The organism is Demequina salsinemoris, assembly GCF_000974805.1.
Taxonomy (GTDB): domain Bacteria; phylum Actinomycetota; class Actinomycetes; order Actinomycetales; family Demequinaceae; genus Demequina; species Demequina salsinemoris.
On record NZ_BBQZ01000002.1, the window covers coordinates 88,905 to 101,602 of the forward strand.

General features: G+C 70.5%; 14 protein-coding genes. 11 read left to right on the plus strand and 3 right to left on the minus strand.

The window, feature by feature from the left end; genetic code table 11:
• Positions 1–34: 34 nt before the first annotated feature.
• The 3 genes from AOP78_RS03945 to AOP78_RS14695 all read right to left on the minus strand — a co-directional run bounded on the left by AOP78_RS03945 (position 35) and on the right by AOP78_RS14695 (position 1,757).
• Positions 35–598, minus strand: a complete 564-nt coding sequence (locus AOP78_RS03945; protein ID WP_062201858.1) for a P-loop NTPase family protein — start codon at positions 596–598, stop codon at positions 35–37.
• A gap of 85 nt (positions 599–683) precedes the next feature.
• Complete coding sequence (locus AOP78_RS03950) at positions 684–1,304, minus strand: DUF4870 domain-containing protein (RefSeq protein ID WP_062201859.1); 621 nt, start codon at positions 1,302–1,304, stop codon at positions 684–686.
• A 90-nt stretch (positions 1,305–1,394) separates the two neighbouring features.
• Positions 1,395–1,757: a DUF4870 domain-containing protein gene (locus AOP78_RS14695; RefSeq protein WP_160297591.1), complete on the minus strand. Its 363-nt coding sequence runs from the start codon at positions 1,755–1,757 to the stop codon at positions 1,395–1,397.
• 290 nt (positions 1,758–2,047) lie between these two features.
• On the opposite strand from AOP78_RS14695, the gene hrcA reads away from it, so the two are divergent.
• The 11 genes from hrcA (at position 2,048) to leuA (ending at position 12,576) form a co-directional block, all read left to right on the plus strand.
• Positions 2,048–3,055: a heat-inducible transcriptional repressor HrcA gene (gene hrcA / locus AOP78_RS03960; RefSeq protein ID WP_062201863.1), complete on the plus strand. Its 1,008-nt coding sequence runs from the start codon at positions 2,048–2,050 to the stop codon at positions 3,053–3,055.
• Positions 3,052–4,185: a molecular chaperone DnaJ gene (dnaJ, locus tag AOP78_RS03965; protein ID WP_062201865.1), complete on the plus strand. Its 1,134-nt coding sequence runs from the start codon at positions 3,052–3,054 to the stop codon at positions 4,183–4,185. Before hrcA ends, dnaJ begins: the two co-directional genes overlap by 4 nt.
• A 42-nt stretch (positions 4,186–4,227) precedes the next feature.
• The gene (locus AOP78_RS03970) at positions 4,228–5,007 is read left to right on the plus strand and encodes an EI24 domain-containing protein (protein WP_062201867.1); all 780 of its coding nucleotides are present in this window, start codon (positions 4,228–4,230) and stop codon (positions 5,005–5,007) included.
• Between the two features lie 58 nt (positions 5,008–5,065).
• Positions 5,066–5,806 (plus strand): 16S rRNA (uracil(1498)-N(3))-methyltransferase, encoded by a 741-nt coding sequence (locus tag AOP78_RS03975; protein WP_062201869.1) that lies wholly within the window; start codon positions 5,066–5,068, stop codon positions 5,804–5,806.
• A gap of 40 nt (positions 5,807–5,846) precedes the next feature.
• Positions 5,847–6,185: a histidine triad nucleotide-binding protein gene (locus AOP78_RS03980; protein ID WP_062201871.1), complete on the plus strand. Its 339-nt coding sequence runs from the start codon at positions 5,847–5,849 to the stop codon at positions 6,183–6,185.
• Positions 6,186–6,223: 38 nt separating this feature from the next.
• On the plus strand, positions 6,224–7,309 hold the full coding sequence (locus tag AOP78_RS03985; protein WP_083979885.1) for a PhoH family protein: 1,086 nt from the start codon (positions 6,224–6,226) through the stop codon (positions 7,307–7,309).
• On the plus strand, positions 7,306–7,761 hold the full coding sequence (ybeY, locus tag AOP78_RS03990) for an rRNA maturation RNase YbeY (RefSeq protein WP_062201873.1): 456 nt from the start codon (positions 7,306–7,308) through the stop codon (positions 7,759–7,761). The genes AOP78_RS03985 and ybeY overlap by 4 nt, the downstream gene beginning before the upstream one ends.
• 20 nt (positions 7,762–7,781) lie before the next feature.
• The gene (locus AOP78_RS03995) at positions 7,782–9,098 is read left to right on the plus strand and encodes a hemolysin family protein (RefSeq protein WP_062201875.1); all 1,317 of its coding nucleotides are present in this window, start codon (positions 7,782–7,784) and stop codon (positions 9,096–9,098) included.
• On the plus strand, positions 9,091–10,002 hold the full coding sequence (gene era, locus AOP78_RS04000) for a GTPase Era (RefSeq protein ID WP_062201877.1): 912 nt from the start codon (positions 9,091–9,093) through the stop codon (positions 10,000–10,002). The genes AOP78_RS03995 and era overlap by 8 nt, the downstream gene beginning before the upstream one ends.
• 107 nt (positions 10,003–10,109) lie before the next feature.
• A complete protein-coding gene (locus AOP78_RS04005) occupies positions 10,110–10,601 on the plus strand; it encodes a hypothetical protein (protein WP_152659398.1) in 492 nt (163 codons plus the stop codon).
• Between the two features lie 274 nt (positions 10,602–10,875).
• Positions 10,876–12,576, plus strand: coding sequence for a 2-isopropylmalate synthase (leuA, locus tag AOP78_RS04010; RefSeq protein ID WP_062202561.1), 1,701 nt, complete (start codon positions 10,876–10,878; stop codon positions 12,574–12,576).
• Positions 12,577–12,698: the final 122 nt, after the last annotated feature.

Here is a 12,698-nt window from a genome sequence, read left to right on the forward strand (position 1 = left end):
CTCGATTTCGGGCGCCATGCGATTCCAGCGCGCACTACGTGGAAGCCGCGAGCGGGCCGGCGAGCCACGCGTCGGCCTGGCGCTGCGATCGCAGCCTGACCACCGTGAGGCAGGGATTGGACTCGGCGGCCTCCGGCACGCGCGTCCGGTTGAGGTGACGGGTGGACCAGGCCCACTTGACGATGTGCTCGCGGTCCGTGAAGAAGGTGCACAGCGGCGGCTCGACGTTGCCGTTCCAGAGCTCCTCGCGTCGGACGCTGCGCCGGATGGTGCGGCGGACCACGCGCGGGAGGATCACGGTGAGGAACGGCAGGTCCAGCCACACGAGCAGGTCGGCGCGCGCGGCGAGGACCGGACGCGCGGAGTCGTAGAGCCACTCGGTCACCCAGGCATCGCTCTGAGCGAGCGCCGTCATCTCGTCCACGAACTCGGGGCGAGGCGTCCAGTCGGGGCCGTGGAAGAGGGCATCGAGCTCGGTGTAGCGCGCGTCGATGCTCGCGGCGATCGCTCGCGCGAGCGTCGACTTCCCCGCGCCCGACACCCCGGCGACGACCACCCTCCGAGGGCGGCTGGGGAGCGGGTCGTCGAAGCGGAGCACGCGGTCGATGCTAGCGAGCGCGGGCGCGCAGACGCCCCGCTGGCCGGGTACGGAGCGGCCGCGGGGCGTCGGGGTGAGAGGTGCGTCAGCGCACGAACGGGATCATGAGCGGGATCTTGTAGTACTCGCCGTTGTTCGCCTTCACTCCGGCGACGAACGAGATCACGATCGAGTAGAGCACGTAGATCCCCCACAGCGGGAGCGTGATCGCGAGGCCGACGACGAGCATGAGCAGGCCGAGCACCACGGCTGCGACGCCAGAGATGAGAACCGTCAGCTGGAGGTTGAGCTGCTGCTTGCCGTGGTGATCGATCAGGGCCGAGCGGTCCTTGAAGATGAGCCACAGCACGAGCGGGACGAGCCAGGAGACGGTACCGGCAGACAGCAGCGCGGCGCCCCCGGCGATGATGTGGATGAGCATGGACCAGTTGCGGGCCTCGGACTCGAGCATCCGCTGCGGCGTGTAGGGCTGCTGCGCGGGAGGCTGCTGGCCGTACTGCTGCCCCGTCTGCTGCCCCGTCTGCTGCTGGCCCGCGTAGGGCGGGATGGTGCTGTCCGCAGACGGTGCCTCGGAAGAGGACGATGCGGTGGGGCCGGCCTCGAGCGCGGGAGGCTGGCTGACGCCTTCGGCCTGGGTGCCGGCGGCGTCCTGAGGTGCGGCGTCAGGCGTCGTCTCGGCGCCCTCGGTGCGGTCGGTGTCGTTCATGTCCTCACCGTCCCACGACGCGGCAGAGCCCCGCATCCCTCTGCGGAAGGAGCGGGGCCCTGATTGTGCGCTCGGGGTGAACCCTGAGCGCTACTTCACGAGCGGAATCGTGAACGGGTAGGTGTAGGGCTGGCCCTTGCTCGCGGCCTGGAAGCCCTGGATGCCGAAGATGATCGCGGCGACGAACGCGGCGAGCGACAGCAGCCAGCCGATGAACGGGATCCACGACAGGAAGTAGGCGATCGACACGAGGATGCCGAAGTTGAGTGCCTTCTTGCCCTCCTCGTCGATGAACGGGCTCTGGTCCTTGCCGACGAGCCAGATGATGAGCGGGACCAGGAATCCGAGGATCACGCCGAGATGCGCGAACGAGGCCATCTGGTTGGGGTTGGAGCCCGACGCCGGCGGCGGTGTCGGCGAGGTGGGCGGCGGGGGAGGGGGCGTCTCTGACATCGTTCTCACCACTTCTGTTGTTGGGACATATGGTGCGGTCTGGTCGGCGCGACGCGCCCGGGTGTCGAGCATGTCCCCCGAGGTGTTCGCCGACACCTCCAATGTAGCGATCACCGGGCATCTCGTGCGGAATCTCCAGGTATTGGCATGGGGTGTCGTGCCCTTGAGGGGTCGCGGAACGGTGACGTGTCGCACGTCTGCGCCGCATCATGGAGAGGGTGTCGGGGGCGACGCTAGAATTGGCACTCACGGACTGAGAGTGCCAGCGGGATCACGGGAGGTGGAGCGGCATGAGCGAGGAGCGCAGGCGTGCGGTGCTGCGAGCCATCGTCGAGGGCTACGTCGAGACCTCCGAGCCGATCGGCTCCAAGGCGCTCGCGGCCCGCACCGGTCTCGGGGTGTCCCCCGCGACCATCCGCAACGACATGGCGATCCTCGAGGAGGAGGGGCTCATCGCCCAGCCGCACACCTCCGCGGGGCGCATCCCCACCGACGCCGGCTACCGCTCCTTCGTGGACTACCTCGCGCACGCCGCGCTGCCCGACAGCCACAAGCGAGCGATCACGACCTTCCTGTCCGACGCGGTCGACCTGGATGACGTGATCGAGCGCTCGGTGCGCATGCTGAGCCAGCTGACGCAGCAGGTCGCGGTGGTCCAGTACCCGTCGCTGCGCGAGAGCGCGGTCCGCCGCGTCGAGCTCGTCGTCCTGGGGCTGGATCGCATCCTCGTGGTCGTGATCAGCGCCGACGCGCGCGTCGAGCAGGCCAACGTCGCCCTCACCGCCCCCGTGCGCCAGGAGGAGGTCGACCGCGCGGTCCGCGAGATCAACGAGATCGCCGTCGGCCGCACGCCGTCCGCGCTCGAGCCGAGGCTCGACGCCTGGGCGGATCGCCCCGGTCAGCCGGCCTGGGCCGGCGGGGTGGCGCAGGCGATCATGCAGGCGGCCTACGGCGGCGCGGTCCAGCGCGTGGTGTTCGCCGGCACCTCCAATCTCGCGCGCGGCAGCGACCTTCAAGCCGACGCGATCGGCCCCGTGCTGGATGCGCTCGAGGAGCAGGTCGTGCTCCTCCGCCTGCTGCACGAGATGACCGCGGGCGACGCCGACGTGGCGGTCCGCATCGGTCACGAGACTCAGAACGAGGCGCTCGCACGCACCTCGATCGTCGCCGCCGGGTACGGCAGCGGCCCCTCCGTGTCCCTGCTCGGGGCCCTGGGCCCCACCCGCATGGACTATCCCTCGACCATGGCCGCGGTTCGCGCGGTCGCCCGATACCTCTCCAAGGTGGTTGATTCTTGAAGGACTACTACGCCGTTCTCGGCGTGAACCGCAACGCCAGCGAGGCCGAGATCAAGAAGGCGTATCGCAAGCTCGCGCGCGAGAACCATCCCGACGTCGCCGGACCTGACGGCGAGGAGCGCTTCAAGGAGGTCGGCGCGGCCTACGAGGTGCTCTCGAACCCCGAGAAGAAGGCCATGTACGACCGCGGCGTCGACCCGCGCGCGACCGCCGGCTCGCAGGGCGGGGCCCAGGGCTTCGGCTTCGAGGACATCTTCGAGTCGTTCTTCGGCGGGGGCAGCCCGTTCGGAGGCCAGCAGCGGGGTCCGCAGTCGCGGGTCCAGCGTGGCGGCGACCAGCTCGTCGGCGTCGAGGTGAGCCTCGAGGAGGCCGTGTTCGGCGTGAATCACGAGGTCGTCGTCGACCTCGCCGACGTGTGCTCGACGTGCTCCGGCTCGTGCTGCGCGCCGGGCACCCAGCCTTCGACCTGCTCGACCTGTCGCGGTCAGGGCCAGGTGCAGCGCGTCGCGCGTTCCCTGCTCGGCAACGTCATGACGACCTCGCCGTGCCCCGACTGCGGCGGCTACGGCACGATCATCCAGTCCCCGTGCCCCGACTGCGCCGGCCGCGGCCGCACGCACTCTCGCCACACGATCAAGGTCGACATCCCCGCGGGCGTCGAGACCGGCACCCGCATCCGCCTGCCGCACATGGGCGACGCCGGCGTCGGCGGCGGGCCGAAGGGCGACCTGTACGTCGAGATCCGCGAGACGTCGCACAAGACCTTCGAGCGCCGCGGCGACGACCTGCACTGCACGCTCGAGGTGCCGATGACCGCGGCCGCGCTCGGCACGGTGCTCACGGTCGACACGTTCGACGGCGCGCAGGAGGTCGATGTCCCCCAGGGCACGCACTCGGGCCACACCGTGCGCCTCAAGGGGCTCGGCGTCGGTCGTCTGCAGCGACCGGGCCGTGGCGACCTGTTCGTGCACCTCGACGTGCTCACCCCCACGGACCTCACCGACGAGCAGCAGGAGCTGATGACGAGGCTCGCGAAGCTGCGCGGCGAGGAGATGCCCGAGGCGCGGCTCGCACCGATCGGCGGGGGCGTGTTCTCGCGCCTCAAGGACGCGTTCATGGGGCGTGGCTAGAGGGACCCGGGCCTCGGCCCAGGCACGTGTGAGCGTACGCGGATGACCTCCCCGCGGAGTCTGAGCGCCCAGGCGGGCGACGCCGTCAGGCTCGTGCTCGTCAGCTTCCGGGCCTGGCTCACGGACCCGAAGGTGATGCTCGTCGGAGCGCTCCCTGCAGTCATCGCGGCCGCCGTGATCGCGGCCCTGATCGCCGCCCTGCTCATCCTCGCGCCGGGTGTCGACGACCTGGTCCTGGACGTCACCGGGCTCGACGGCGCGCTGGGCCGCACCGTGTCCGCGATCGTCACCGTGCTCGTCGTCGTCGGCGGCTCTGTGGCCGCGGTGCTGATGTTCACGACCATCGCGCTGATCATCGGGCAGCCCTTCTTCGAGCACCTGTCACGCCATCTCGACGAGCGCGACGGGGTCGAGGTGCTCGACTCCGACGAGTCCTGGACGCGGTCGCTCAGCAGGGGGACGGTCGAGGGGCTCATCACCTTCGCCACGTCGCTCGGGATCCTCGCGGTGACCGCGCTGCTCGGGCTCATCCCCGTCGCGGGAACCGTCGCCGCATTCGTCGCCTCCGCGATCCTGGGAGGGCGCATGCTCGCGATCGAGCTCACGGCCTATCCCATGGCGTGCCGGGGCGTGCTCGCGAGGCGTGACCGCATCGTCGAGCTGCGCCCTGTGCGCGTCACCGCGTATCTGTTCGGGACGTTCATCTTCCTGATCTTCATGCTTCCGCTGGGTGCTGTCGTCGCCATGCCGGTCGCGGTCGTGGGCGCGAACACCTTGTCGCGCAGAGCGGTCGGCTCGCGCGCGGAGGGCGCCTCCGCGTAGGGCCCGCGCGCCCGATGCCCGATGCCCGGTGGTCGCGCGGGCGGTAGATTCTGGTGCTGTGACCGCCCCCGTCTTCCTGTGCCCCGACGCGTCCAACGCCGTCATCGGCGCGGTTCTCGCGCTCGACGGCGCGGAGGCCCGGCACGCGGGCACCGTGCAGCGGCGTGCGGTGGGCGAGACGCTCGACCTGGTCGACGGACATGGACGACGCGCTCGCGGCCCGATCGTCGAGGTCGCCGACGGACGGGTCGCCATCCGCGTCGAGGAGGTCCTCGAGGACCGCGATCCCGCGGTGACGCTCGTGCAGGCGTTAGCGAAGGGCGGGCGGGACGAGCAGGCGGTCGAGTCCGCGATCGAGCTCGGCGCGACCTGCATCGTCCCGTGGCAGGCCGACCGCTCGATCGTGCAGTGGCGCGGTCCGAAGTCCGAGAAGGCCAGGGCGAGGTGGGAGGCGCTCGCGCTCGCGGCGATGAAGCAGAGCCGCCGCGCGGTGCTCCCGACGGTCGATCCGGTCGTGTCGACAGCTGCCCTCGTCGGCCGCGTGCGCGCGGCGGTGGACGCGGGCGAGCGCGTGCTCGTCCTCCACGAGGTCGCCGCACGCCCGCTCACCTCCTTGGACTGGGACGATGCGCCCGTCACCTTCGTCGTGGGTCCCGAGGGCGGGATCTCGGATGACGAGGTCGCCGCGCTTGTCGACGCTGGCGCCGAGGCGGTGCTGCTCGGGCCGCACGTGCTCCGAGCCTCCACCGCCGGGCCCGCGGGCATCGTCGCCCTCGCGGCGCTGCGTCGCACCTGGTGAGGGGGACGCGAATGTCGGTCGCACGTCCTACGCTGGTCCCATGACCGACTGCCTCTTCTGCCGCATCGTCGCGGGCGAGATCCCCGCGGACATCCTCGCTGAGAACGACACATGCGTCGCCTTCCGCGACGTGGCGCCCAAGGCACCCGTGCACGTGCTCGTCGTGCCCCGCAGCCACCTCGAGAACGTCGCCCAGGTCGCGGAGGCCGACCCCGGCCTGCTCGCCGAGATGGCCACGATGGCGCAGGGCATCGCCGACACGGAGTGCGGCGGCCAGTTCCGGTGGATCTTCAACACGGGCGCCGAGGCCGGGCAGAGCGTGTTCCACGCGCACGGCCACGTGCTCGGCGGCGCGACCCTCGGTTGGGAGCCTGCGTGAGCGTGACCCGCGAGATCCTCGTCGATGATGCCGCCACGATGCCCGAGCTGCTCGGCAGCGGGGACGCGGTGATCCGCGAGGTCGAGAGCGCCTACCCGGATGTGGACTTCCATGTGCGGGGCAACCGGATCACGCTGAGCGGAGACGACGCGCAGGTCGCGTCCGCCGCGACCGCGGTCGACGAGCTGCGCTCGGTCCTCGCCGCGGGGGTCCCGCTCACGCCGGACATCGCGCGCGAGTCGGTGCGGATGCTGCGCAGCGTGCAGGGCGTCGCGTCCGCTGCGGCGGCAGCGAGCGCGGGCAAGGCGTCCGAGCGACCCAAGGACGTGCTCGCACGCTCGATCCTGTCGACGCGAGGCCGCACCATCCGTCCGCGCACCGCCGGCCAGGCCGAGTACGTGACGGCGATCGAGAACCACACGATCACCTTCGGGATCGGGCCTGCGGGCACCGGCAAGACGTACCTCGCGATGGCGCAGGCCGTCGCGGCGCTGCAGGCCAAGCGCGTCAACCGCATCGTCCTGACGCGTCCCGCCGTGGAGGCGGGGGAGCGGCTCGGGTTCCTTCCCGGCTCGCTCAACGAGAAGATCGACCCGTACCTGCGCCCGTTGTACGACGCGCTGCACGACATGATCGACCCCGAGTCGATCCCTCGCCTCATGGAGGCCGGGACCATCGAGGTCGCGCCTCTCGCGTACATGCGCGGGCGCACCCTCAACGACGCGTTCATCATCCTGGACGAGGCGCAGAACACCACGCGCGAGCAGATGAAGATGTTCCTCACGCGCCTTGGGTTCGGCGCGACGATGGTCGTCACCGGCGACGTCACGCAGGTTGATCTGCCAGGGGGGACGCAGTCGGGGCTGAGGGCCGCGAGCGAGATCCTCGAGGGCGTCGACGACATCGCCTTCTGCCGCCTCGGCGCGGACGACGTGGTCCGTCACCGCCTCGTGAGCGACATCATCAACGCGTACGCCGCGAATGAGGACCGGGACGGAGGCCGTCCCGTCGGGCAGCAGCGTCGCTTCGAGCGCCGCGACCACCACGACCGCACCGGACGCGAGCGTCGCGACAGGCCGGCCCGCCCCCAGGAAACCGCCCGCACCGAGGAGGACGCCGAGTGATCGAGGTCAACAACGAGACCGACGCGCAGATCGACGAGATCGAGTTCGCCGAGCTCGCGAAGTACGTGCTCGGCGAGATGCACGTCGCCGAGGAGGCCGAGCTCGCGATCATGTTCGTCGACGAGGCCGCGATGGAGCAGCTCCACATCCAGTGGATGGACGAGCCGGGCCCCACCGACGTGCTGAGCTTCCCCATGGACGAGCTGCGCCCCGGCACGGCCGAGGACCCGACCCCTGCCGGACTGCTCGGCGACATCGTCGTGTGCCCGCCCGTCGCGGCGGACCAGGCCGTGAAGGCCGGCCACACCGCGGAGGAGGAGATGCTGCTGCTGACGACGCACGGCATCCTGCACCTGCTCGGCTACGACCACGCGGAGCCCGAGGAGGAGAAGGAGATGTTCGCGCTTCAGCGTCGCCTGCTCCTCACCTTCCTCGCGAACCGCGGCTCCTGACGGCGCGGGTGACCCGGTAGATGGAGGCATTCCCCTGGGCGACGTTGATCTTCCTCGTCGTCCTCAGCGTGCTCGGCGCGGCCGTCATGCATGCCGTCGTCGCGGCGTTCGAGCAGGTGCCGTACGCGCGTGAGCGCGAGATCGAGGCCTCGCATCGTCCGGACGGCCGCCCGACCTCGGCCGCGAGGCTCGCCGCGCTGCCCGACCACGCCGACGCCGCATCGTCCGTGGTCTACTCGCTGCTCGAGGCGCTCGCGCTCGTCAGCTGGGCGTTCATCGCGTGGGAGATCGCGGACGGCCTGGACTGGCGCTGGGGCTGGGTCCTCACCGCCGCCGCGGGCATGGGCGCTGCGCTGTCCCTGCTCGTCATCCGAGCCCTGCCACGCACGCTCGCCAAGGCGTATCCCGAGGCGGTCCTGCGCGCGCTCGCGCCGGTCGCGTGGTCGCTGATCTGGATCACGACCCCGATCCGAGCGATCATCCCCGCGCTCAGCTATCCCGAGCTCACCGAGGCGGAGGACCTCGTCGAGCAGGCGGAGGGCGCGCTCGAGGCGGACGAGGCCGAGCTGCTGCGCTCGATCGTCGGGCTCGGCGACACGCTCGTGCGCGAGGTCATGGTGCCGCGCACCGACATGGTGACGATCCAGTCCGGCACCCCGGTGCGCAAGGCGATGGTCCTGTTCATGCGCTCCGGCTTCTCGCGCGTGCCCGTGGTCGGTGAGGGCACCGACGACGTGCGCGGCGTGATCTACCTCAAGGACTGCGTGCGCGACACGTGGGACAGCGCCGAGCGGCTCGCCGAGCCGGTCGACGGTCTCATGCGCGAGCCCGAGTTCGTGCCCGAGTCGTTGGCCGTCGACGAGCTCCTGCGCAGGATGCAGGACGAGGTGTTCCACCTGGGCGTCGTCGTCGACGAGTTCGGCGGCGTCGCGGGCCTCGTCACCATCGAGGACGCGCTCGAGGAGATCGTCGGCGAGGTGGTCGACGAGCACGACCGCACCGCGCCCGAGGCAGAGCTGCTGTCCGAGGGCGTGTACAGGGTGCCCGCGCGCATGGATCTCGACGAGCTCGCCGAGCTGTTCGACGTCGAGATCGACGATGATGATGTGGAGACCGTCGCGGGGCTGCTCGCCAAGGCGCTCGGCAAGGTGCCGATCCCAGGCGCGCACGCTCAGGCGCATGGGCTCGAGCTGCTCGCGGATCGCGCCGAGGGCCGACGTCGCAGGCTGACGTCCGTCGTGGTGCGCCGCGACGAGCAGCCGGAGGACGTGGACACGGGAGAGCGGCGCACGGTGCGGACCGGACGGTCCCGCAGGAAGGAGCACGACGATGACTGAGGAGGCCAAGGTGCACAGGTCGGGCTTCGCCTGCTTCGTGGGGCGCCCGAACGCGGGCAAGTCGACCCTAATGAACGCGCTCGTGGGGGAGAAGGTCGCGATCATGTCGTCGCGCCCTCAGACCACCCGACGCGCGATCCGCGGCATCGTCAACCGTGAGGACGCCCAGCTGGTCGTCGTCGACACCCCGGGACTGCACCGTCCCCGGACCCTGCTCGGAGAGCGCCTCAACGACCTCGTCCGCGAGACGTTCGCCGAGGTCGACGTGATCGGCTTCTGCCTGCCCGCCGACGAGAAGATCGGGCCCGGCGACAAGTGGATCGCGCGCGAGCTGTCCGAGGCTCGGGCGCCCGTCGTCGCGATCGTGACGAAGGTCGACAAGGTTCCGCGCGATCGCGTGGCCGAGCACCTGCTCGAGGTGACGCAGCTCGGCGAGTGGGCCGACATCGTCCCCGTGTCCTCGGTCAAGGACATCCAGGTGGACGTGCTGACCGACGTGCTCGTGTCGCGACTCCCCGAGGGGCCGCCCCTGTACCCGGAGGGCGAGGTCACCGACGAGCCCGAGGACGTGATGATCGCCGAGCTGATCCGCGAGGCCGCGCTCGAGGGCGTGCGCGACGAGCTGCCGCACTCGCTCGCCGTCGTGGTCGAGGAGCTGATCGAGCCCGGCGCTGAGACGTCGACGCGCGACGTCCTCGAGATCCGCGCGCACGTGTTCGTCGAGCGCGACTCCCAGAAGGGCATCGTCATCGGTCGCGCGGGGTCGCGGCTCAAGGAGGTCGGGGCTACCTCTCGCCAGGGCATCGAGCGCCTGCTCGGGCGCAAGGTCTACCTGGACCTTCACGTGAAGGTCGCCAAGGAGTGGCAGCGCGACCCGAAGCAGCTGGGGCGCTTGGGATTCTGACGGGCGCATCGCGTCCCGGCAGAGGGGGCTGGTCGCGACGCGGGACAGCCACGTATCGTGGGCGTCTGCGGTCGCACCCGGTGGTCGCCCTGAAGGAGGTCGGCTTCGTGGAGGACTCGCAGGGCACGCTGATCGACCGGGTGAACCGCGAGGCCCAGCTGTTCAAGGACGTCGGCGTCGCGGTGGGCGAGGCGGGCCAGCGGTGGCTCGAGACGAGCACGCAGCTGTGCGCCGACCTCGAGACGTTCGGTGATGCCGCGCTGCTCGACCCGGAGGTGCAGGACGCCGACCGCTCGGGCCACGTGCGCGCCGCCGCCGAGCTGTTCGAGCGCGTCGCGGTGCTCTCGCCCCGCGTTCCGCAGATGCTCGCCGGGCTGTCCGCGCAGGCGGACTCGTTCAAGGACCTTCTCGGCGAGTGCGTGACCGCGGTGTCGGACGGCACCGTCGACGTCGCGCTCGTCGAGCGCGCGCAGCGGATGCGTGCGTCCTTCGAGACCAGCTACGTGTCGATGGCGGACCTGCTCGACGAGGTGGCCGCGATCGACGAGGCCCTGCGCTTCCAGCTCGTGCGCCTGGGACTGCGGGACGGCGGTCAGTAGCGCGCCGCACCACGTCCGCGTGAGGGTCGCACGACGGCTGGGGACGCGCGCGGCATCGAGTGCGCTATGGTGGCCGTATGCGTGCACGCTCGCTGCTTCTTAGCTGCCGCGACGAGGCCTAGAACAGGCTGGCTCCTCGTCGCGGCGGTTCGTGTGCCGGCCCACCGACGAGTTGAGACCTGAGAGAAGCGACATGACCAGCGAGCAGACCAGCACCGAGCCCACGCACACTGAGCCCACCCACTACACCGGCGGCGACCAGAAGCCGTCGCCCATGCCGATCCACAAGTACGTCCCGTTCCAGGACCAGATCCGTGTGGAGATGGCCGACCGGACCTGGCCGTCCAAGGTCATCACCGAGGCGCCCCGGTGGTGCGCGGTCGACCTGCGCGACGGCAACCAGGCGCTCATCGAGCCGATGAACTCCGAGCGCAAGATGCGCATGTTCGACCTCCTGGTGCGCATGGGCTACAAGGAGATCGAGGTCGGCTTCCCGAGCGCGAGCCAGACGGACTTCGACTTCGTGCGCAAGCTGATCGAGGACGACCACATCCCGGACGACGTGACGATCCAGGTCCTCACTCAGGCGCGCGAGCACCTGATCGAGCGCACCTACGAGGCCATCAAGGGCGCCAAGCAGGCGATCGTCCACCTGTACAACTCGACGTCGATCCTGCAGCGCGAGGTCGTGTTCCGCGCCGACGAGGACGAGATCCTCGACATCGCGACGCACGGCGCGATGCTGTGCCAGAAGTTCGAGGAGTCGATCCCGGACACCCGGGTCTTCTACGAGTACAGCCCCGAGTCCTACACGGGCACCGAGCTCGAGTACGCGGTGCGCGTGTGCAACGCGGTGCTGGACGTGTGGCAGCCGACGCCGGACCGCAAGGTCATCATCAACCTGCCCGCGACCGTGGAGATGGCGACGCCCAACGTCTACGCCGACTCGATCGAGTGGATGAACCGTCACCTCGAGCACCGCGACTCCGTGGTGCTGAGCCTGCACCCGCACAACGACCGCGGCACCGCGATCGCGGCGGCCGAGCTGGGCTACATGGCCGGCGCCGACCGCATCGAGGGCTGCCTGTTCGGCAACGGCGAGCGCACGGGCAACGTGGACCTGGTGACGCTGGGCATGAACCTGTTCAGCCAGGGCATCGACCCGCAGATCGACTTCTCGGACATCGACGAGGTGCGCCGCACGGTCGAGTACTGCAACCAGATCGACGTGCACCCGCGCCACCCGTGGGGCGGCGACCTGGTCTTCACGGCCTTCTCCGGCTCCCACCAGGACGCCATCAAGAAGGGCCTGGAGGCGATGGAGGACAAGGCCATGCGCATGGGCGCGACGGTCGACGACCTCGTCTGGGCCGTGCCGTACCTGCCGATCGACCCCAAGGACGTCGGCCGCTCGTACGAGGCCGTGATCCGCGTCAACTCGCAGTCCGGGAAGGGCGGCGTGGCGTATCTTCTCAAGTCGGAGCGTCAGCTCGAGCTCCCGCGTCGGCTTCAGATCGAGTTCTCGCGCGTCGTCCAGCGCCACGCGGACGAGCTCGGCGTCGAGATGACCGCCGACTCGCTGTGGAGGATCTTCGAGGACGAGTACCTGCCGTCGCCCGATGCGGACAAGCAGTGGGGCCGTTTCGCGCTCCAGGGGACGCGCACCACGTCGTCCGACACGGGCCCCGACACGCTCGCCGCGGACGTCGTCGACACCGGCGCCGCCGTGACGATCGAGGGCTCCGGCGGCGGTCCCGTCGAGGCGTTCGTCGCAGCGCTCAGCACGCGCGGCGTCAAGGTCGAGGTGCTCGACTACGCCGAGCACGCGATGACCTCGGGAGGCGACTCGCGTGCCGCCGCGTACGTCGAGTGCGAGATCGGCGACGAGATCTTCTGGGGGGTCGGCATCGACCCGTCCATCACCACGGCCACCCTCAAGGCCATCATCTCCGCGGTCAACCGCCAAGCGCGGTAGCGCGAATCTCTGCGGTGGACCGCCAAGCGCGGTGACGCTGCAGCGTCCCGGCCGAGCCACGCCATCCCGTCGATCACGGGGGACGCGGGGCCGGGACCGGACGCGCCGGGGGAGACCATCGA

What these genes read in the sequence shown, in the direction of transcription:
- leuA (WP_062202561.1), top strand. Translation starts at nt 10,876, where the DNA reads ATGCCGATCCACAAGTACGTCCCGTTCCAGGACCAGATCCGTGTGGAG.
- AOP78_RS03985 (WP_083979885.1), top strand. Translation starts at nt 6,224, where the DNA reads ATGCCCGAGCTGCTCGGCAGCGGGGACGCGGTGATCCGCGAGGTCGAG.
- AOP78_RS03980 (WP_062201871.1), top strand. Translation starts at nt 5,847, where the DNA reads ATGACCGACTGCCTCTTCTGCCGCATCGTCGCGGGCGAGATCCCCGCG.
- AOP78_RS03950 (WP_062201859.1), bottom strand. Translation starts at nt 1,304, where the DNA reads ATGAACGACACCGACCGCACCGAGGGCGCCGAGACGACGCCTGACGCC.
- era (WP_062201877.1), top strand. Translation starts at nt 9,091, where the DNA reads ATGACTGAGGAGGCCAAGGTGCACAGGTCGGGCTTCGCCTGCTTCGTG.
- AOP78_RS03995 (WP_062201875.1), top strand. Translation starts at nt 7,782, where the DNA reads ATGGAGGCATTCCCCTGGGCGACGTTGATCTTCCTCGTCGTCCTCAGC.
- AOP78_RS14695 (WP_160297591.1), bottom strand. Translation starts at nt 1,757, where the DNA reads ATGTCAGAGACGCCCCCTCCCCCGCCGCCCACCTCGCCGACACCGCCG.
- AOP78_RS03970 (WP_062201867.1), top strand. Translation starts at nt 4,228, where the DNA reads ATGACCTCCCCGCGGAGTCTGAGCGCCCAGGCGGGCGACGCCGTCAGG.
- hrcA (WP_062201863.1), top strand. Translation starts at nt 2,048, where the DNA reads ATGAGCGAGGAGCGCAGGCGTGCGGTGCTGCGAGCCATCGTCGAGGGC.